General features: G+C 68.5%; 17 protein-coding genes. 6 read left to right on the plus strand and 11 right to left on the minus strand.

The genetic code is table 11. From position 1 onward, the window contains the following. Positions 1–3 precede the first annotated feature (3 nt). Genes gcl through EV651_RS19915 form a run of 3 tightly spaced genes read right to left on the minus strand, consistent with a single transcriptional unit; the run spans position 4 to position 3,495 of the window. Positions 4–1,779 (minus strand): glyoxylate carboligase, encoded by a 1,776-nt coding sequence (gene gcl, locus EV651_RS19905; RefSeq protein WP_133786687.1) that lies wholly within the window; start codon positions 1,777–1,779, stop codon positions 4–6. Continuing rightward, positions 1,779–2,663 carry a 2-hydroxy-3-oxopropionate reductase gene (locus EV651_RS19910; RefSeq protein ID WP_133786688.1) on the minus strand — a complete coding sequence of 295 codons (885 nt, stop codon included), beginning with the start codon at positions 2,661–2,663 and terminating at the stop codon, positions 1,779–1,781. The genes gcl and EV651_RS19910 overlap by 1 nt, the downstream gene beginning before the upstream one ends. 19 nt (positions 2,664–2,682) lie before the next feature. Further along, positions 2,683–3,495: a hydroxypyruvate isomerase family protein gene (locus EV651_RS19915; protein WP_133786689.1), complete on the minus strand. Its 813-nt coding sequence runs from the start codon at positions 3,493–3,495 to the stop codon at positions 2,683–2,685. A gap of 266 nt (positions 3,496–3,761) precedes the next feature. Here EV651_RS19915 and EV651_RS19920 point away from each other — a divergent pair, with 266 nt between their 5' ends. From EV651_RS19920 to guaD, 6 genes are all read left to right on the plus strand, one after another. Further along, entirely contained in the window at positions 3,762–5,306 is a 1,545-nt protein-coding gene (locus tag EV651_RS19920) for a helix-turn-helix domain-containing protein (RefSeq protein WP_133786690.1), read from the plus strand. Between the two features lie 139 nt (positions 5,307–5,445). Then, positions 5,446–7,383 carry a 2-oxo-4-hydroxy-4-carboxy-5-ureidoimidazoline decarboxylase gene (gene uraD / locus EV651_RS19925; protein ID WP_133786691.1) on the plus strand — a complete coding sequence of 646 codons (1,938 nt, stop codon included), beginning with the start codon at positions 5,446–5,448 and terminating at the stop codon, positions 7,381–7,383. Continuing rightward, positions 7,380–8,816 carry a xanthine dehydrogenase small subunit gene (locus tag EV651_RS19930; protein WP_133786692.1) on the plus strand — a complete coding sequence of 479 codons (1,437 nt, stop codon included), beginning with the start codon at positions 7,380–7,382 and terminating at the stop codon, positions 8,814–8,816. The genes uraD (EV651_RS19925) and EV651_RS19930 overlap by 4 nt, the downstream gene beginning before the upstream one ends. Beyond that, positions 8,813–11,152 (plus strand): xanthine dehydrogenase molybdopterin binding subunit, encoded by a 2,340-nt coding sequence (gene xdhB / locus EV651_RS19935; RefSeq protein WP_133786693.1) that lies wholly within the window; start codon positions 8,813–8,815, stop codon positions 11,150–11,152. Before EV651_RS19930 ends, xdhB begins: the two co-directional genes overlap by 4 nt. After that, on the plus strand, positions 11,140–12,006 hold the full coding sequence (gene xdhC / locus EV651_RS19940; protein WP_133786694.1) for a xanthine dehydrogenase accessory protein XdhC: 867 nt from the start codon (positions 11,140–11,142) through the stop codon (positions 12,004–12,006). The genes xdhB and xdhC overlap by 13 nt, the downstream gene beginning before the upstream one ends. Then, positions 12,003–13,280, plus strand: coding sequence for a guanine deaminase (gene guaD / locus EV651_RS19945; RefSeq protein WP_133786695.1), 1,278 nt, complete (start codon positions 12,003–12,005; stop codon positions 13,278–13,280). The genes xdhC and guaD overlap by 4 nt, the downstream gene beginning before the upstream one ends. Here the strand turns inward: guaD and EV651_RS19950 are convergent, their stop codons facing one another. The 8 genes from EV651_RS19950 to EV651_RS19985 all read right to left on the minus strand — a co-directional run bounded on the left by EV651_RS19950 (position 13,281) and on the right by EV651_RS19985 (position 19,381). Next, positions 13,281–14,294 (minus strand): type IV toxin-antitoxin system AbiEi family antitoxin domain-containing protein, encoded by a 1,014-nt coding sequence (locus EV651_RS19950; protein WP_133786696.1) that lies wholly within the window; start codon positions 14,292–14,294, stop codon positions 13,281–13,283. It lies immediately after the preceding gene. A gap of 118 nt (positions 14,295–14,412) precedes the next feature. Then, positions 14,413–15,756 (minus strand): 8-oxoguanine deaminase, encoded by a 1,344-nt coding sequence (locus EV651_RS19955; RefSeq protein ID WP_133786697.1) that lies wholly within the window; start codon positions 15,754–15,756, stop codon positions 14,413–14,415. Next, on the minus strand, positions 15,756–16,661 hold the full coding sequence (gene pucL / locus EV651_RS19960; RefSeq protein WP_133786698.1) for a factor-independent urate hydroxylase: 906 nt from the start codon (positions 16,659–16,661) through the stop codon (positions 15,756–15,758). The genes EV651_RS19955 and pucL overlap by 1 nt, the downstream gene beginning before the upstream one ends. A 6-nt stretch (positions 16,662–16,667) precedes the next feature. Beyond that, on the minus strand, positions 16,668–16,985 hold the full coding sequence (uraH, locus tag EV651_RS19965) for a hydroxyisourate hydrolase (RefSeq protein ID WP_133786699.1): 318 nt from the start codon (positions 16,983–16,985) through the stop codon (positions 16,668–16,670). Beyond that, on the minus strand, positions 16,982–17,473 hold the full coding sequence (gene uraD, locus EV651_RS19970; protein ID WP_133786700.1) for a 2-oxo-4-hydroxy-4-carboxy-5-ureidoimidazoline decarboxylase: 492 nt from the start codon (positions 17,471–17,473) through the stop codon (positions 16,982–16,984). The genes uraH and uraD (EV651_RS19970) overlap by 4 nt, the downstream gene beginning before the upstream one ends. 86 nt (positions 17,474–17,559) lie before the next feature. Continuing rightward, on the minus strand, positions 17,560–17,934 hold the full coding sequence (locus tag EV651_RS19975; protein ID WP_133786701.1) for a helix-turn-helix domain-containing protein: 375 nt from the start codon (positions 17,932–17,934) through the stop codon (positions 17,560–17,562). Continuing rightward, positions 17,927–18,166 carry a thiamine-binding protein gene (locus EV651_RS19980; RefSeq protein ID WP_130386770.1) on the minus strand — a complete coding sequence of 80 codons (240 nt, stop codon included), beginning with the start codon at positions 18,164–18,166 and terminating at the stop codon, positions 17,927–17,929. The genes EV651_RS19975 and EV651_RS19980 overlap by 8 nt, the downstream gene beginning before the upstream one ends. A 9-nt stretch (positions 18,167–18,175) precedes the next feature. Further along, positions 18,176–19,381 carry an aldolase/citrate lyase family protein gene (locus tag EV651_RS19985; protein ID WP_238157078.1) on the minus strand — a complete coding sequence of 402 codons (1,206 nt, stop codon included), beginning with the start codon at positions 19,379–19,381 and terminating at the stop codon, positions 18,176–18,178. Between the last annotated feature and the right edge of the window lie 106 nt (positions 19,382–19,487).

A 19,487-nucleotide genomic window follows, 5' to 3' on the forward strand; every position in this document is an offset into this window, starting at 1 on the left:
TGGTCAGTCCAGCAACGCGAGGGCGGTGGGCGCGTCCTCCGGTGAGATCGCCAGGTCCTCGAACTCGATGACGTTGTCGATCTCGACGCCCATCGAGACGTTCGTGACCCGCTCGAGGATGATCTCGACGACGATCGGGACCTGGTGCTCGACCATGAGCTTCTTCGCCTGCTCCAGCGCCGGCAGGATCCCGTCCGGCTCGGAGACCCGCAACGCCTTGCAGCCAAGGCCTTCCACGACCTTCACGTGGTCGACGCCGTACCCGTTGACCTCGGGGCTGTTGATGTTCTCGAAGGACAGCTGCACGCAGTAGTCCATGTCGAAGTTCCGCTGCGCCTGGCGGATCAGACCGAGGTACGAGTTGTTCACCACCACGTGGATGTACGGGATGTTGAACTGGGCCCCGACCGCCAGCTCCTCGATCAGGAACTGGAAGTCGTAGTCGCCCGACAACGCCACCACCGTGCTGTCCGGATCCGCGACCGCGACCCCCAGCGTGGCCGGGACGGTCCAGCCGAGCGGCCCGGCCTGGCCGGCGTTGATCCAGTGCCGCGGACGGTACACGTGCAGCATCTGCGCCGCCTGGATCTGCGACAGCCCGATCGTGCTGACGTAGCGGACGTCCGGCCCGAACGCGCGGTTCATCTCCTCGTACACGCGCTGCGGCTTGATCGGCACCGCGTCGAAGTGCGTCTTCCGCTGCAGCGTCGTACGGCGTTCGCGGCACTCCGCGGCCCACGCCGTACGCTCCGGCAGCCTTCCGGCAGCGCCCCATTCGCGGGCCACCTCGACGAAGACCTCCAGCGCGGCCCGCGCGTCCGACACGACTCCGTAGTCCGGTGCGAACACCCGCCCGATCTGCGTCGGCTCGATGTCAACGTGAATGAACTTGCGAGAGCCCCGATAGACATCCAGTCCGCCGGTATGCCGGTTCGCCCACCGGTTGCCGATCCCGAGGACCAGGTCGGAGGCCAGCATCGTCGCGTTCCCGTACCGGTGCGACGTCTGCAGACCGACCATGCCCGCGCTCAACGGGTGGTCGTCCGCGATCGCGCCCCAGCCCATCAGGGTCGGTACGACGGGAGTCCCGGTGATCTCCGCAAATGAGACGAGCAGGTCGGCCGCGTCGGCGTTGATGATGCCGCCGCCCGCCACGATCAGCGGATGCTCGGCCTCCGCCAGCATCGACAGCACCTTCTCCGCCTGCGCCCGAGTGGCCGCAGGACGCGAGACCGGCAGCGGCTCGTACGTGTCGATGTCGAAGTCGATCTCAGTCAGCTGTACGTCGATCGGCAGGTCGATCAGCACCGGACCCGGACGTCCTTCGCGCATCACCTGGAACGCCTTCTGGAAGGTGCCCGGGACCTGCGCGGCCTCCATCACCGTCACCGCCCACTTCGCGACCGGCTTGGCGATCGAGGAGATGTCGACGGCCTGGAAGTCCTCCTTGTGCAGCTTCGCGACCGGCGCCTGGCCGGTGATGCACAGGATCGGGATGGAGTCCGCGGAGGCGGAGTACAGCCCGGTGATCATGTCGGTGCCCGCGGGTCCCGACGTACCGATGCAGACGCCGATGTTGCCGGCCTTGGCCCGGGTGTACCCCTCGGCCATGTGCGATGCGGCCTCGACGTGCCGGGCGAGCACGTGCTTGATCCCGCCGTGGGCGCGGATCGCGCTGTAGAACGGGTTGATCGCGGCGCCGGGCAGCCCGAACGCCTGCGTCGACCCTTCCTTCTCCAGGATCAGTACGGCGGCATCGACCGCGCGCATGCGGGCCATCAGACGACCGCCTTGCCGGAGAGACGCTCGACGCCGCGGAGGAGAGCGGAGTGGTCGAGGTCACCGTCGCCGTTCGCACGGGCCGACGCGACCAGCTGCGCCACCAGGGCGCCCAGCGGTACGACGACGCCCGCCTCGCGCGCGGCCGCGGTGACGATGCCCATGTCCTTGTGGTGCAGGTCGATCCGGAAGCCGGGCTCGAACGAGCGCGACAGCATGTTGTCCTTCTTCTGGTTCAGCACGGTGGACCCTGCGAGGCCACCGCCCAGTACTTCGAGGGCTGCCTTGGTGTCGACGCCGTACGCCTCCAGGAAGACGACCGCCTCGGAGACGGCTTGGATGTTCGCGGCGACGATCAGCTGGTTGGCGGCCTTGACCGTCTGGCCGGAACCGCTCGGGCCAACGTGGACGACGGTCTTGCCGACCACGTCGAACAGCGGCTTGGCCTCGGCGAAGTCGTCCGCCGAGCCGCCGACCATGATCGACAGCGCGGCGTTCTTGGCACCGGCCTCGCCACCGGAGACCGGTGCGTCGAGCAGCCGGAAGCCGATGGCGCGGGCCTGCTCGGCGAGCTGCTGCGTGACGTCCGGGCGGATGCTGGAGAAGTCGATGATGAGCGCGCCGGTCTCGGCGTTCTGGAAGACGCCGTTCTCGCCTTCGAGGACGTCTTGGACGTCGGGCGAGTCCGGCACCATCACGCAGATCACGTCGGCGCCCTTGACCGCGTCGGCGATCGAGGTCGCGGCCCGGCCGCCGGCGGCGATCAGTGCCTCGGCGCGCTCCGGCGTACGGTCGAGGCCGGCGACGGTGTGACCGGCGTTGGCGAGGTGGACGGCCATCGGGTTGCCCATGATGCCGAGGCCGATGAAGGCGATGTTCGTCATTATTCGTCTCCTAAATGGATCAGCGGCGCTCGTACGGCAGCCAGCCGAAGCTTGCTTCTGAGGTGGTGGACGGCTTGTACTCGAGCCCGACCCAGCCGGTGTAGCCGCATCCCTCGAGAGCGGTCAGCTGGCGGTCGAGCGGGAGCGTGCCGGTGCCGGGCTCGTTGCGGCCCGGGTTGTCAGCGATCTGCACGTGGGCGACCCGTTCGGTCTGCTCGGCTATCACCCGGTCGACGTCGTCGCCGTTGACCGCGAGGTGATACAGGTCCGCGAGCAGCCCGATGTTCGGTACGTCGTACGCCGCCTGCACGCGATCGATGACGGCGAGCGCGTCGGAGGCGACCTTGAGCGGGTAGCGCTCTGCGCCGCTGACCGGCTCGACGAGGACGGTGGCGCCGATCCGCGCGGCGGCCTTGGCGGCGAGGGTAATGTTCTCGACGGCGACGTCGTCCTGCTCCTGCTCGCTGCTGCCGTCCACGCGGTTCCCGTACAGGGCGTTGAAGCCCTGGGTACCGAGCCGCTCACCGATGCCGACGGTGACGTCGATGTTGTCGCGGAACTCGCTCGACCGCTTCGGCCAGGACACCAGCCCGCGGTCGCCGCCCGGCATGTCACCGGCGAAGAAGTTCAAGCCGGTCAGCTGCACACCGGCGTCGGTGACCGCGTTCACGAACGCGTCGACCTGCCGCTGCGGCGGGACGGCCTCGACGAACGGCCACCAGAACTCCACCGCGCTGAACCCTGCCCGCCGAGCGGCCGCCGGCCGCTCGAGCAGAGGCAACTCGGTGAAGAGCAAAGAACAGTTCACCGTGTACTTCAGCTGGTGACTCATCCCGACTCCAATTTCCGCATTGTGGAACTTAACTTCTGCTTTGTGAAATGACCATAAGCTCACCCCCACAACCCGTCAAGCGCCCGGCCCCGCCGGCCTGCACCGAGACCGACTTTGTGCATCGGATCCGTACAGTGGAGCGCTCGGAGCACGGATCTGGTGCACAAAGTGGCTTTGGGCGGGTGGGTCGGTTTGGGTGAAGGGCTTCGTGTGCGGGCGCGCGCGTTGTACGTTCCTCTAAAGGGGATCCGGGCCGGAGGTACGTCGTGTTGCTGGCTGAACTGCTCGATGCGCCGGAGCTCGGGTTGCGGTTGATGCACTCGGCCGGCGGGACGCTGGACCGGCCGATCGGCCGGCTCGTGACCACCGACCTGCTGGAGCCGGGGCGGTACCTGAGCGGCGGCGAAGTGGTGCTGACCGGGCTGGTCTGGCGGCGCCAGGCGGCCGACAGCGAGGTGTTCGTGGCGTCGATGGCCGGCCGCGGCGCGACCACGATCCTCGCGGGAAAGGCGCAGCTTGGCGACGTGCCGGCGGATCTCCTGGAAGCGTGCCGGCGGCATGACGTGACGTTGGTCGAGGTGCCGATCGAGGTCGCGTTCGCGGATGTGACGGAGTACGTCGCCGCGGCGGGCTCGGCCGAGACGGGCGCGCGGTTGTCGGCGAGCCTGGTGCGGCAGCGGCAGCTGCTGTCGTCGATCGCGGCCGGGCGCAGTCTCGACGAGCTCGCGGCGCGGATCTCCGCCGAGATCGGGCACGACTGCCGTGTGCTGACCCCGACCGGGCGCCACGTCGTACCCGGTCCCAGTGAGCTCGACGCCGAGACGGTCGACGCGGTGACGCGACGCTTCCTGACCGCCGACCGGATGCCGGCCGTGGCGGTGGCGCCGAAGGAGGCAGGAGGTTCGCCGTACAGCCTGTTCCCGGTCGGATCGGGGTTCGGCAACCGGCTGACCGCGTGGGTGCTGGTCATCGACGGCGACCACACGACGTGGTCCCGCGATCATGTCGAGGCCGTGCACGAGCTGAGCGCGATCGCCGCGCTGGACCGCGCCCGCCGCGACGAGGGCCGCCGTGCACTGCGCCCGTTGGTCGCCGACGCCTTAGCGCTGGTCGAGTCCGGCGCGCCACAGGCCGAGGTCGCCGCGCGACTCCGGCAGGCGGGCGCGCACTCCGAGCGGCCGATGGTCGTAGCGGTCACCGAGCTGCGGGAGGACGGGCACGGCGAGGTCGCACTGAGCCTGCTCGAGGACGTCGCCCTCACAGTCGGTCCTGCCGTGGTCGCCCCTGGCCGGGACGATCTGCTCGTCGCGTTCCTGCCGTTCACCCCCGAGCTTCCCGAGCAGCTTCGACGGGCCTTCGGACGCCTCGCTCCGGGTCTCAACCGGGCCCGCCTCACGGTCGGGATCAGCGGCGAGACGTCGATCGACGCGCTCGCCGGCGCGCTCGAGGAGGCGCGGTTCGCGCAACGGGCTGCTCGGGCGGCGCGGGCGCCGGTCTCGGTGGTGACCTCGGACGAGGTCGCCTCCCACGTCCTCCTCCTCGGCACACTTCCCGACGACGTACGGCGTACGTACAGCAACCGCGTCCTCGGAGCGGTCCTCGACCACGACCGCCGTACCCATGCCGACCTGCTCATGACGCTGCAGGCGTTCCTCGCCTGCTCGTGCTCCTGGACCCGTACGGCGGAGTACCTGCATCTGCACGTGAACACCGTTCGCTACCGGATCGAACGCGTTGAGCAACTGACCGGACGCGATCTGTCGACCCTCGAGGACCGGGTGGATGTGTTCCTCGCCTGCAAATCGCTGTAGTTGTGTGATCGCACGAAACGAGGCGTTCTCCGGTCGTTCATCTTCGGAGGTTCACGGGGTGCAATCCACCGCTCGGTGAGTCGATGCTCAGGGGCAGGCAAAATCCCCGCCGCCCCACGCAGCCGAGGAGCGTGTCCCGATGAAGGCAGTCCTGCGACCCAGCAGTCGGCCCAGCCGTCATACCAACCGCCATCCCGTCGACCAGGTGCTGCCACCTGGGAAGCTGGCGGTGTACGGCGCTCAGCACGTGCTGGCGTTCTACGCCGGGGCGGTGATCGTACCGATCCTGCTCGCCAGTGCGATCGGACTCACCACCGAGCAGCTCATCCACCTGATCAACGCCGACCTCTTCACCTGCGGGATCGCGTCGATCATCCAGTCGGTCGGCTTCTGGAAGGTCGGCGTACGGCTGCCGCTGCTGCAGGGCGTGACGTTCACCGCGGTCTCGCCGATGATCGCGATCGGCCTCGCGGCCGGTGGCGGGACCGACGGTCTGCTGGTGATCTACGGCGCCGTTCTGGTTGCCGGGCTGGCCACGTTCTTCATCGCGCCGTACTTCAGCAAGCTGATCCGGTTCTTCCCGCCAGTGGTGACCGGCTCGGTGATCACGATCATCGGTCTGGCGCTGCTGCCGGTTGCGGCCGGGGACGCGGTCGGCGGCGCCGGTCCGACCGCGGCGCCGACCAGCGGTAAGAACATGGCGTACGCACTCGGCACGCTCGCGCTGATCGTCCTGATCCAGCGGGTGTTCAAGGGCTTCATGGCGACCATCGCCGTACTGATCGGCCTGGTCGTCGGGACCCTGGTGGCCTGGGCGTTCGGCGACGCGCACTTCGGCGCGGTCGGCGACGCGGCCTGGGCGGGCGTGACGACACCGTTCTACTTCGGCTGGCCGAAGTTCTCGATCGCGGCGATCATCTCGATGGTCGTGGTCATGCTGATCACCGCGGTGGAGACCACCGGTGACGTGTTCGCGACCGGTGAGATCGTCGAGAAGCGGATCGGCCGCGAGGACATCGCCCGGGCGCTGCGGGCCGACGGCCTGGCGACCACGATCGGCGGCGTCTTCAACTCGTTCCCGTACACCTGCTTCGCCGAGAACGTCGGCCTGGTCCGGCTGACCCGGATCCGCAGCCGGTGGGTGGTGGCGACCGCGGGCGCGATCATGATCCTGATCGGGCTGGTGCCGAAGGCCGGCGCGATCGTGGCAGGCGTACCGCACCCGGTGCTCGGCGGTGCGGCGCTGGCGATGTTCGCGACCGTGGCCGTGGTCGGGTTCCAGACGCTCGCGAAGGTCGACTTCCACGACCACCGCAACGTGGTGATCGTGGCGACAAGCGTCGGCCTGGCGATGTACGTGACCGCACAGCCGCAGGTCGCGCAGGCCGTGCCGGACTGGGCCGAGATCATCTTCGGCAGCGGCATCACGCTCGGCAGCCTGACCGCGATCGGCCTGAACATCCTGTTCCACCACGTCGGCAAGAGCTTCGGCCCGGCGGTCGCGGGGCAGCCCGGCGACTCGGTCCGGCTGGACCAGGTGAACGAGATGAGCCGCGAGGAGTTCGTCGAGACCTTCGGCTCCCTGTTCCAGGGTCCGCGCTGGGCCGTCGAGCGGGCCTGGGAGATGCGCCCGTACGCCGACACTCACGCGCTCCGGCGCTCGTTCCAGGAGGCGTTGTTCTCCGGTTCCCGCGAGGAGCAGCTCGAATTGATCCAGGCGTACCCGCGGCTCGGATCGCAGTTCGTCGCCGACGGTCTCAGCGGAGAGGCCTCGCTGCGCGACCAGTCGGACAAGGGCCTCACGTTCCTCGGCGACCCGGAGCGGGACGAGCTGACCGCGATCACCTCGGCGTACGAGGACCGTTTCGGCTTCCCGCTGGTGATCTCGGTGCGCGACGCCGAGTCGTACGAGCGGATCGTCGAGCAAGGTCGCGAGCGGCTCGGCAACTGCGAGAACCAGGAGCACGCCGCAGCGCTGCTCGAGATCGCGAAGATCGCTGGGTACCGGTTCGACGACTTCGTCTCCGAGGCCAACCCGATCCACAGTGCACGCACCCGATGGAGCACGAATCGATGACTACACAAGCCCTCCGCGCCCCCGCCTTGACCGTCAACGGTGAGGTTACCGCTCTCGGCGACATCTCCGTGCACACCACCGTGCTGGACTGGCTGCGGGACCGCGGCCTGACCGGCGCCAAGGAGGGGTGCGCGGAAGGCGAGTGCGGTGCCTGCTCGGTGATGGTGGCCCGGCCGGGCACCGACTCCCAGACCGAGTGGACCGCGGTCAACGCGTGCCTGCTGCCGGTCGCGTCGCTGGACGGCCAGGAGCTGGTCACGTCGGAGGGCCTCGGTTCTCCGGCTGACTTGCACCCGGTCCAGCAGGAGATGGCGGTGCGCGGTGGCTCGCAATGCGGGTACTGCACGCCAGGCTTCATCTGCAGTATGGCGGCGGAGTACTACCGACCGGGGCGTGCTTGTGGCGAGGGCGATCACGAGCACGGACCGAACGGATTCGACCTGCACGCGCTGAGCGGGAATCTGTGCCGCTGCACGGGGTACCGGCCGATCCGGGACGCGGCGTACGCGCTCGACACCCCCGCCGAGAACGACACGTTCGCCGCCCGCCGGGACGCGGCCCCGCCCGCTCCCGTGGCGACGGGGATCGTGTCCACCCAGGGTGAGTTCGTTCGGCCCGCTTCGCTCGACGGAGTGCTGGAGTTGATCGCGGAGCGACCGGACGCGCAGCTCGTGGCCGGGTCGACCGACCTCGGTGTGCAGGTGAACATCTTCGGCTCCCGCCCGTCGCTGACGATCGCGATCGACCGCCTGGAGGAGCTGCGCGAGTTCAGCTTCGGCGGTGACGAGGTCCGGTTGGGTGCGGCGCTGACGCTGACCGAGATCGAGCGGCGGCTCGCGGGGCGGGTCCCGTTGCTCGCTCAGCTGATGCCCCAATTCGCCTCGCGGCTGATCCGCAACGGCGCGACGATCGGCGGGAACCTAGGCACCGGCTCACCGATCGGCGACACGCCGCCGGCGCTGCTCGCGCTCGACGCCTCGCTCGTCCTCGCCTCCCGGCGGGGCGAGCGCATTGTCCCGCTGGCGGAGTACTTCACCGGATACCGGCAGACCGTCAAGGATCCGGACGAGCTGATCCGGACCATCGTGATCCCGTTGCCGTTGGCACCGATGACCGCGTTCCACAAGATCGCCAAGCGGCGCTTCGACGACATCTCCAGCGTTGCGATCGGGTACGCCGTCGACGTGAGGGACGGTGTCGTCCGCGAGGCCCGCATCGGGCTCGGCGGTGTCGCGGCCACCCCGCTGCGCGCGTACGAGACCGAGGCCGCGCTGATCGGTCGTCCGTGGACCGAGGAGACCGTGCGGATCGCGGCGGGCGTGATGGCCGCGGAGGGTACGCCGATGGACGATCACCGCGCCAGTTCGTCGTACCGCTCCGCGATGCTCGGCCAGTCGTTGTTGCGCTTCTACTTTCAGGAGGTCGGCGCATGAGCTCGTTGTCTGAACGGCCTGCTGCTGCGGTCGTCGGCGTACCGATGCCGCATGAGAGCGCCGCGCTGCACGTGACCGGGGCCGCCTTGTATACGGACGATCTGGTGATGCGCACCCGCGACGTACTGCACGCTTGGCCGGTGCAGTCGCCGCACGCCCACGCGCGCGTGACCGCTCTTCGGGTGAAGCCGGCGTACGACGTGCCCGGTGTGGTGCGCGTGTTGACGGCGGACGACGTACCAGGCGTGAACGACGCCGGCGTGAAGCACGACGAGCCGTTGTTCCCGGATGAGGTGATGTTCAACGGGCATGCGGTGTGCTGGGTGCTCGGGGAGACGCTGGAGGCCGCGCGGCTCGGGTCGTTGGCGGTCGAGGTCGAGTGCGAGCCGCTGCCGTCGCTGGTGAGTGTGCGCGAGGCGATCGAGGCGGGGAGCTTCCAGGGCATCGGGCGGCACCTGGAGCGCGGGGATGTCTCGGCTGCGCTGGCGAACGCGGAACACGTGTTCCGTGGCGAGTTCGAGTTCGCTGGGCAGGAGCACTTCTATCTCGAGACGCATGCGGCGTTGGCGCTGGTGGACGAGTACGGGCAGATCTTCGTGCAGTCGAGCACGCAGCACCCGTCGGAGACACAGGAGATCGTCGCGCATGTGCTGGGGCTGTCTAGTCACTCGGTGACGGTGCAGTGCCTGCGGATGGGCGGTGGGTTCGGCGGCAAGGAGATGCAGCCGCACGGGTTCGCCGCGATCGCCGCGCTCGGTGCGACGCTGACCGGGCGGCCGGTGCGATTGCGGCTGAACCGGACCCAGGACATGACGATGTCCGGGAAGCGGCACGGATTCCACAGTTCGTGGACCGTCGGGTTCGGGGCCGATGGCAAGCTTGTCGCTTTGGACGCGACGTTGACGGCCGACGGCGGGTGGAGCCTCGACCTGTCGGAGCCGGTGCTGGCGCGGGCGATGTGCCATATCGACAACGCGTACGAGATTCCGCATGTGCGCGTGGACGGGCGGATCGCGAAGACGAACAAGACGTCGCAGACCGCGTTCCGCGGATTCGGCGGGCCGCAAGGGATGCTCGTGATCGAGGACATCCTCGGACGGTGCGCCCCGCTGCTCGGGTACGACGCGTTGGAGCTGCGTCGGCGGAACTTCTACCAGGTGGGCGACTCCACGCCGTACGGGCAACCGGTGCGGCACGCGGATCGGCTGGAGTCGTGCTGGAGTCAGGTGCTCGCCAAGGGTGATATTGCCGCGCGGCAGGCCTCGGTTGCAGCCTTCAATGCCTCGCATTCGTATGTGAAGCGTGGACTGGCGATGACGCCGGTGAAGTTCGGGATCTCGTTCAACCTGACCGCGTTCAACCAGGCCGGGGCGCTGGTGCACGTCTACAAGGACGGCTCGGTGCTGATCAACCACGGCGGCACGGAGATGGGGCAGGGCCTGCACACGAAGATGCTGCAGGTGGCGGCGACCACGCTCGGGCTGCCGTTGGAGCGGGTGCGGCTGGCGCCGACGCGGACCGACAAGGTGCCGAACACGTCGGCGACCGCGGCGTCCTCGGGTGCCGATCTCAACGGCGCGGCGATCAAGAACGCGTGCGAGCAGATCCGGGAACGGCTGGCACAGGTCGCCGGAGGGCGGCTCGGGATCAGCCCCTCGGACGTGCGCTTCGTGGACGGCGTCGTACGCGGACTGTCCGGGGACGGCGTGGACTGGAACGAACTGGTGAATCTCGCCTATCACCAGCGGGTCCAGCTCTGGGCGGCCGGGTTCTACCGGACCGAGGGCCTGCACTGGGACGCCAACGCGATGCGCGGCGAGCCGTTCAAGTACTTCGCGTACGGCGTTGCGGCGTCGGAGGTCGAGGTCGACGGGTTCACCGGGTCGTACACCCTGCGCCGCGTCGACATCGTGCACGACGTCGGGGACAGCCTCAGCCCGTTGATCGACATCGGGCAGATCGAGGGCGGCTTCGTGCAGGGCGCTGGGTGGTTGACGCTCGAGGACCTTCGTTGGGACGAGAGTTCGGGCGATCGTCGCGGTCGTTTGTCCACTCAGGCGGCGAGCACGTACAAGTTGCCGAGCTTCTCCGAGATGCCTGAGGTCTTCAACGTCACCCTGCTGGAGAAGGCCCACGAGGACGGCGCCGTCTACGGCTCCAAGGCCGTCGGCGAACCGCCACTCATGCTGGCCTTCTCCGTCCGGGAGGCCCTACGCCACGCAGCCGCCGCCTTCGGCCCCCCAGGCACCACCGTCAACCTCCCCTCACCCGCCACCCCCGAGGCCGTCTACTGGGCGGTCGATCGAGCTCGGGGAGGTGTCTCGTGGAGTGGGTAAAGGCGGTTCAGCGGCTGCGATCGGCCCGTCGTCCTGGGGTTCTCGTCACCGTGATGTCTGTTCGTGGGCATGCGCCTCGGGAGGCTGGGGCGAAGATGGTTGTTGCTGCTGACAACGTCTGGGGGACGGTGGGTGGCGGGAACCTGGAGGCTCTGGCCGTCGAACGTTCGCGGGCGATGATCGCCGAGGACGTGACCACGCCTGAAGTATTAACGGCGGCGTTGTCCGACAAAGCGCCGTACCAGCATGGCGTTCAGTGTTGTGGTGGCGAGGTGAAGTTGTTGCTGGAGCCACTGCCTGTGGTGCCTTCGGTGGCGATCTTCGGGGTCGGGCATGTGGGGCTGGAGCTGGCGCGGGTACTCGCGCGGCACGACCTCGAGCTGCATCTGATCGACTCGCGGGCCGACCAGCTGACTGATGATCGGCTAGCAGTGCTAGACGACGCGGTCGCGCACGTCCACGTGCACAACGTGCCGGTGCTGCCGGAGCTCGTTGTCGGCGAGCTTCCGCCCGGCACGCACGTTCTGATCATGACGCACGACCACGCGGAGGATGCCGCGCTCTGTGACGCCGCGATTCGCAACGAGGAACTGGCGACCATCGGGTTGATCGGCTCCAGTGCGAAGTGGACGCGGTTCCGGCGCAAGCTCGCCGAGGACGGCAACTCCGCCGAGGCGATCGCTCGCATCACCACGCCGATCGGTCTGTCCGATCTCCCCGGTAAGGAACCGGCCGTGATCGCGGTGAGCGTCGCGGCCTGGCTCCTGCAGCAGTTCGTCGCCGAGCGGCATCCCGCGTCGGCTCATTCTGCCGAGCGTCGCCCCACGCCGGCTCAGCGTGAGGCAAAGGCATGACTCTTTATCGTGGCACGTTCATCGACACGCCGGAGAACCCGTTCGAGGGCGGCGGCCTGCGGGTCGACAGCGACGCGGGACTGCTGGTCGAGGACGGGATGATCGTTGCCCGCGGCCCGTTCGTGGAGATCCGCCAGGCGCATCCCGCCGAGCAGGTCGTAGATCTGCGGGACGGCGTCGTACTGCCCGGATTCGTCGACACCCACGTGCACTTCCCGCAGATCCGCGCCGTCGGCGGCCTCGGACTGCCACTGCTCGAATGGCTCGACCGGTACGCCCTCCCCGAGGAGGCGCGGATGGCGGACGTCGACTACGCCTCAGGCGTCGCAGGAGAGTTCGTCCGCGGGCTCGCGGCGGCTGGCACGACGTCAGCGCTCGTCTTCGGCGCGCACTACGCCGACGCGGTCGACACGCTCTTCGACGCCGCGTCCAAGGTCGGGCTCCGCATCACGTCCGGACTCGTGCTCAGCGACCGCCTGCTCCGGCCGGAGCTGCTCACCACCCCGGTCCGCGCGTACGCCGAGTCGCTCGCCCTCGCGAACCGCTGGCACGGCGTCGGCCGCAACCGGTACGCCGTGACGCCGCGCTTCTCGCTCTCCTGCACGGACGAAATGCTCGCGACCTGCCATGACCTGATGCAGGCGATCCCCGGTGCGCTGTTCACGTCGCACGTGAACGAGAACGAGGCCGAGATCGCGAGCGTCGCCGACCTGTTCGGGGGCTGCGACTACGTGACGACGTACGACCGGCACGGCCTGGTGGACCGGCGTACCGTGCTCGCCCACAACGTCCACCCGACGGACGTCGAGCTCAAGATGCTGGCTGTCAGCGGCGCCACCGTCGCGCACTGCCCGACGAGCAACGCGGCGCTCGGGAGCGGGCTGTTCCCGCTGACGAGACACCTGCAGTACGGCGTACGCGTGGCGCTTGGATCGGATGTCGGCGCGGGCACCGGCTTCTCGCTCCTGAAGGAAGGGCTCCAGGCGTACTTCTGCCAGCAACTCCAAGGCGACCAGGGCCGGCCGCTCTCCGCAGCCCACCTGCTCTACCTCGCCACCGCCGCCGGCGCCGAGGCCCTGGACCTGCCCCAGGTCGGCCACCTGTCGGTAGGCCACCACTTCGACGCCCAACTCCTCCGCCCCGCCGAAGGCTCGCCCCTCGCGGTAGCCATCACCCACGCCGAAGACACCGAGGAAGCCCTGGCCCGAATCTTCACCCTAGGAACCCCCGCCGACGTCCAAGCCGTCTGGATCAACGGCGACCTCCTCCACTGATCACCCCCCACGGGGACTGGGAACCAGCAATTGCCTATTCCCAGTCCCCACCGCATATGCCGACAACGCCTGCCTGAGGCGCGCGGCGGTTTTGTGCGGGTGGTCCAGGTCGGCCCAGTTGACGCGGGCCACGCCGTACCCGCGCTCGCGGAGGCGATCCTCGCGATACTTCTCCGCCAGTACGGCGTCTGCGTTGTCGCCGTACTTCATCGCGCCGTCGAACTCGACCACCAGCACGCCCGCGAGCAAGAAGTCGACCCGCCCGATCAGGCCGCCGTCGACGTCCCGGATCTCCACCTGCAGCTCTGGCGTGGGCAGACCGTGGTTAGCCATCAGCACGCGGAGCCGAGACTCGCCGACCGACTCACTCCGGCCGTCCGCAAACAACACGGCGGCGTGGGCGGCCGGCACCCCGCGCCAATGCCGATGCCGATGTACAGCAGCTACCAACTGGCCACGGGTGGTCAGCTGGTTGTGAGGCGAAGACTGCTCGCGCGTCGTCAGCGGCTCGTGGAGCGCGGCGTCGGCGAGAACTACGCCGACCTCGTACGACGTCGTACAGGCGGTCTCCACCACCGCGCGGTCAACCGTCGTGACCTTGAGGCCGTCCAACTCGACGATCTCGTCGGCGGAGACCGCACCGCGATGCACCCGAACCCCTCGGCCGGTGCGAACTCCGCCGGATGCCATCCGGGTGAAGTGCGCCCTCGACAGGTCAACTCCCCAGACGGGCAAGCCGTGGAGCATGGCAGCGGATTGATGACTCACGACGACGTCACCGAGCCGTTCGCTCGCCATCCGCACGTTCAGTAGATGGACCCGAGTCGCCCGCTCCCAAGGCGGTTCATCTGGCCAGGCCCGCGGGTCGACGTACGAGTTGAAGCTCAGTCTCAGCCATTGCCCGCTGCGTACGCGTTGCCGGAGCTCGCTGTCGCTGTAGCCGGCGGCGAGCGCATCGGGGCGCGTGAACCACCCGCCCCGGCCCGCCGCGATCACTTCCAGTCGTCTGTTCATGCCCAAGAAGATGCACGTCTCACACGACCCGCGGGCCGGTGATCGTGCAACTGTGGATAACCCTCGGGGACCGGGAACAGGCTATTGCTAGTGCCCAGTCCCCGGCGGGGGTTACGAGTCAGCCGACGAGCTCGGCCTGGGTGCGGGCTACCTGGGTGGCGAGGGTTTCCTCGTCGGCGGTTTGGAGTACGTCGTGTTCTACGACGGCGCGGCCGTTGGCCAACAGGAGTGTCAGGGGTGGGGGTGTGGAGAGGGTGAGGGCTGCGATCGGGTCGGGGATGCCGGCGTGCGGGAGGGTGGTGAGGTTCCACACGGCGAGGTCGGCTTGTTTGCCGGGTTCGATCGAGCCGATGTCGTTGGAGCGGCCCAGGATGCGGGCGCCGTCCAGGGTCGCCATCTCCAGGGCGGCGCGGACGGTCAGTGCTTGCGGGCCGCCGCGGGCGCGGGCGAAGAGCAGGACGTGGCGGAGTTCCTCCACCAGGCTGCCGGATTCGTTGCTCGCGGCACCGTCCACGCCCAGGCCGACCGGAGAACCCGCAGCCCGGAGGTCCGCCGTACGGGCGATGCCGGCGCCGAGGCGGGCGTTGGAGCTAGGGCAGTGGGCGACGCCGGTGCCGGTGCTGCCCAGGTGCTTGATCTCCGCGTCGTCGAAGTGGATCCCGTGCGCGAACCACACGTCGGGACCGGTCCATCCGAGGCGGTCGGCGTACTCGAGAGGCGTGCAATTGAACGTCTCCCGGCACCAGTCCGTCTCGTCCGTGGTCTCGGCGAGATGGGTGTGCATCCGCACCCCGCGGCGCCTTGCCAGCTCCGCGGACTCGCGCATCAGCTTGCCGCTCACGCTGAACGGCGAACAGGGAGCGACCACGATCTGCAGCATCGAATCGGGTGCCGGGTCGTGCCAGCAGTCGATCGCGGCCTCAGTCGCGGCGAGGATCTCATCGCGGTTCTCGACCACGGAGTCGGGCGGCAGTCCGCCGTCCTTCTGACCGCGGTCCATCGACCCCCGGGCCGGATGGAACCGCAGCCCGATCTCACCCGCCGCCGCGATCTCCGCCGCGAGCAGATCGCCACCGTCACGCGGGAAGACATAGTGGTGATCGGCAACCGTTGTGCATCCGGTGCGCGCGAGTTGAGCAAGCGCCGCCCGCGCCGCGACGTACACGGTCTCCTCGGAGATCCGCGCCCACACCGGGTACAGCGTCGTCAGCCACTCGAAGAGCGTTGCGTCCGCAGCGAGACCGCGTGTGACCCATTGGTACAGGTGCTGATGCGTGTTCACGAACCCCGGCGTGACCAGGCAGCCGTCTCCGTCAACGACGCGTGCATCGTCGTACGTCGGAGCCGGCCCCGGACCGACCGCCGCGATACGGTTGCCCTCGACAACCACGTGCCCGACGAACTCTCGCCGGGCCGGATCGAGGGTCGCCACGTACGCGCCCTCGATCACGATCCGTTCCATCAGCAGAAGCCGGCGATGTTGACCCACGCGCTGCCGGCGTCGCTCGCGTCGTCGCGCGTGACCGTCGCCTCGATCAGGCCGTACGGGCGATCGGCCGCGATGAAGACCTCACCGGGGTTCTCGACGCCGAACGCCGACAGGTCGACGAGGAAGTGGTGCTTGTTCGGCGCCGAGAACTTGATCTCGGCGACCTCCGGGTGCTGCTCGAGCACCGCCTCGCCCATGCCGTACAACGTCTGCTGCAACGCAAGACTGTGGATCGTGGCGAATCGCGAGAGCAGCAGTCCCTTGATCTCGTCGTACGACTTGTCCCAATCGACCTCGGTGTGGTCGTAGCGCCACCGCGCGACCAGCGATGTCGCCAGGATCCGGTCGTTCGTCTCCCGCAGTGTCGTGTACTCGTCCTTCAGGAACCCGTGGAACTCCGACCCGGTCGACTTCAGTACGACGAGGTCGCTGATCCCCGACACGACGTAAGTCTTCCGCTCCGCGCCGCGGCCCTCCACATTGACAACCGTGTTCCGCACACCGCCGCCGGTCCGGACGAACGAGTGGTCGTGCCCCTGCCCGTCGACCTGGATCCGCTCCCAGGCGTACTCCTCGACCTCGACCCGCGCCCCCTGCGCAGCCGGCGAAGCGTCCAGGAAATGCGCGCCGAGCGTCAGCGCGTAATCCTCGATCGCCCCGACCCCCTTCTCCTTGGCGTAGGCGAACGCGGTGTTCTTCTGCGTGTCGGTCGGCAGTACGTCGGACTGGTCGCCGGTCGTGTGCGCGTCCTCGAAGTCGCCGCGGAGCGCAGTCGACACGTTCAGGTCGCGGATCTGGTGGCGGGGCGTGTCGCGGTAGATGCGGACGACGCGGTTCTCGGCTTTGCCGTACTGGTTGGCTCCCAGGTGGATGGCCATCTGAGATCAGCTCCCTCGGTAGGTGGAAAACGCGAACGGGCTGAGCAGCAACGGGACGTGGTAATGCCGCTCGTCGGCGATCGTGAAGGTCACGGAGACCTCGGGAAAGAAGATGTCCTGGCCGGTGGATACCGCGTACGCCGCGACGTCGAACCAGAGCCGGTACGTTCCGTGCTCCAACGCCGGCGCGAGCTCCCCGATCCGCCCGTCGTCGTCCGTCGTACCGGTGGCTTCGAGAACGTCACCCCGGTAGAGCCGGACCTGGACGTTCCGCGCCGGTCGCCCCAGCGCGGTGTCGAGGACGTGTGTGGACAGGGAACTCATGCCACCACCTTGCCCAGCCGGAGCAACGCGATCTTGCGAAGCTCTTCGTGTACGACGATTGCCTCGGTCGCATCGTCGTGCGTGAGGCGGGTCCGCAGGCTGTCCAGCATCTGCGCCGCCGACAACCCGGTGGCGCAGATCAGGAACACCCGGCCGAACCGCTCCTCGTACTGACGGTTGCCGTCGGCAAGCTCCTGTCGGACGCCGGCGTCGTCACCGACACCGGCCTGCTCGTTCCGCGACCAGGCCGCCTCGGTACTCGCGCCCTGCGGCCGGTCACCGATCCGTGGATGCGCCTGCAGTGCGCGATCGACCTCGTTGTCGTCGAGCTCCCGCAGCGACTGGTCGGCGACCGCGGTCAGCGCCGCGAGATCGCCGTACGGCCGCTTGGCCAGGATCGCGTCGACCCAGCGGGGCACGTCGCAGCAGGCAGCCAGGACCGGCCGCAACCGGTCGGTCGGAGCGGAGTTGAACTCCTCCAGGTCCACGGATCACACCTTCTCGAATCCCGAAATCGACTTTCCGTATGACGAGAGTGTCAGCTGCCGCGCCCGCCGTCAACAGTTTGTTGAAATCAGCGAGCGCGGTTCAGGTAGTTGTAGACGGTGAAGCGCGTGACGCCGAGCGCCTCGGCGACGATCTCGGCCGACTTGCGGTACTCGAAGGCTCCGCGCGCCTCCAGCAGCAGCACGGCCTGCTGCTTGTCGTGCCGCGACAGATCACGCAATGGACCGCCCAGTTCCTCGGCAACACCGGCCAGCAGACTCTGCACGCCACCCTCTGGCTTTTCAGGCGCTTTTGCAGGGGATAGGCGTACGGCGACCACGGGCTCGCCGTCCCACTCGAGCGTCACATCGTCCGCGCGGGCCTCCGCCGCGTCGACGAGTTGAGCGTCCAGCCGCTCGACGAGCGGTGCGATCGCCTGCACCAGCGGGTGCTGTTCAGGCATCGCGCCGTACCTGCAACGTCACCTGGCTCGCGCCGCCGGCGAACGCCGCCTCGAGAACCTTCGGGAGCGCCGGCAGCAGGAGATGCTGCTCGCCGCTGACCTGCGTACCGAGCGGGCCGAACTCGCAGTCGAGCCCGGCCGCCTCCGCCGCACGCAACGCCTCAGTGGCGTGCGCGGGCGGCGCCCCCTCCACATCGAAGGGTTCCGTGGTGAACTCCGCAACCAGTCGCATGCCGCGAGGCTAACTCTCCGGGACTGCTCGGCGCGCCAGCCTGGCGAGGTCGTTGTCGTCGAACTCCGACGTCTCGATCGCGCCGCACTCGATGCCGCGCAGTACGAAACCGGCGAGAGCAGCGGCCGTTGCGGGCTCGTCGAGGTACCCGGACTCGCCGTCACCCAGGTATGCGCGCAGGCGGCGGGCGGCCTGGTCGAAGCCTTCCAGATAGAACAGGTACGTCGCCGCGAACCGGGTCGGGAGCTGGGCGGGATGCATGTCCCAGCCCTGGTAGATGCCGCGTGCGAGCGAACGCCGTACCAGCCGGAAATGCAGGCGCCAGGCGTCGTGGACCGCGTCGCCGACCGGGAGAACGTTGGTCGATCCATCGGATACGAACACGCCGGTGCCGGCCGCCGCCAACTGCATGACGTCTTTGGCGTGGTCGGCGACAGGATGCTCCATGCTCTGGTACGCCGCCGCGACGCCGAGTGAGGCGGAGTAGTCGTACGTGCCGTAGTGCAGACCGGTTACGCGCTCGCCGCCGGCCTTGATCATCCGGGCGATCAGCGCGGTGCCGTCCGCGCCGAGGATCGCCTGCGGGGTCTCGACCTGGATCTCGAACTTCAACGGCGGTAGGCCGTACTGATGCTCGAGCGTCTCGAGCACGAACACCATCGCCTCGACCTGTTCGACGGAAGTCACCTTGGGGAGCGTGATGATGAAGCCGTCGTCGATCGCGCCCAGGTTCTTGAGGAAGAGATCCAGCGTTCGCACACCACGACGCCTCGTCGGCGCTTCCAGCGACTTGATCCGGAGACCCTGGTACGGCGTCTGCTTGCCGGCTGCCAGCACCTCGGCGGCCGCGATCGCCGCGGCGTCCTCCTCGTCGTCCGGCCGGTTGCCGTAGCCGTCCTCGAAGTCGATGCGGAGGTCCTCGATCGGCTCACGCTCGAGCTTGGCCCGCACGCGGTCGTACACGTCATCGGCGAGATCGCCCGGCAGATCCAGGACCTTCGCGAACTCGGCCGCCGATCCGCCGTACTCGTCGAGGGCCGCGCGCGCCTGCGCACTCCAGTCCGCCACCGTGCGTACGTCGTACCGATCGGCCGGAACGTACACCGTGTGGACCGGCTGCCGGACACCGCGATCGCCGCGATAGTCCGCCGTCAGCGCCGCGTCCGCGGCCGCCAGCCGCCGGTCAAGCTCGGTCACCAGATCATCCAGGCTCACTGCAGCCTCCTTTTCCGTATTGTGGAGACTAATATCTACTTTGCGGAAGACACAACCATTCGAGCTTCCGAGATCTGGCGCTAAACTTCCGTGATCCGGAAAGGTG

The organism is Kribbella sp. VKM Ac-2571, assembly GCF_004362255.1.
Taxonomy (GTDB): domain Bacteria; phylum Actinomycetota; class Actinomycetes; order Propionibacteriales; family Kribbellaceae; genus Kribbella; species Kribbella pratensis.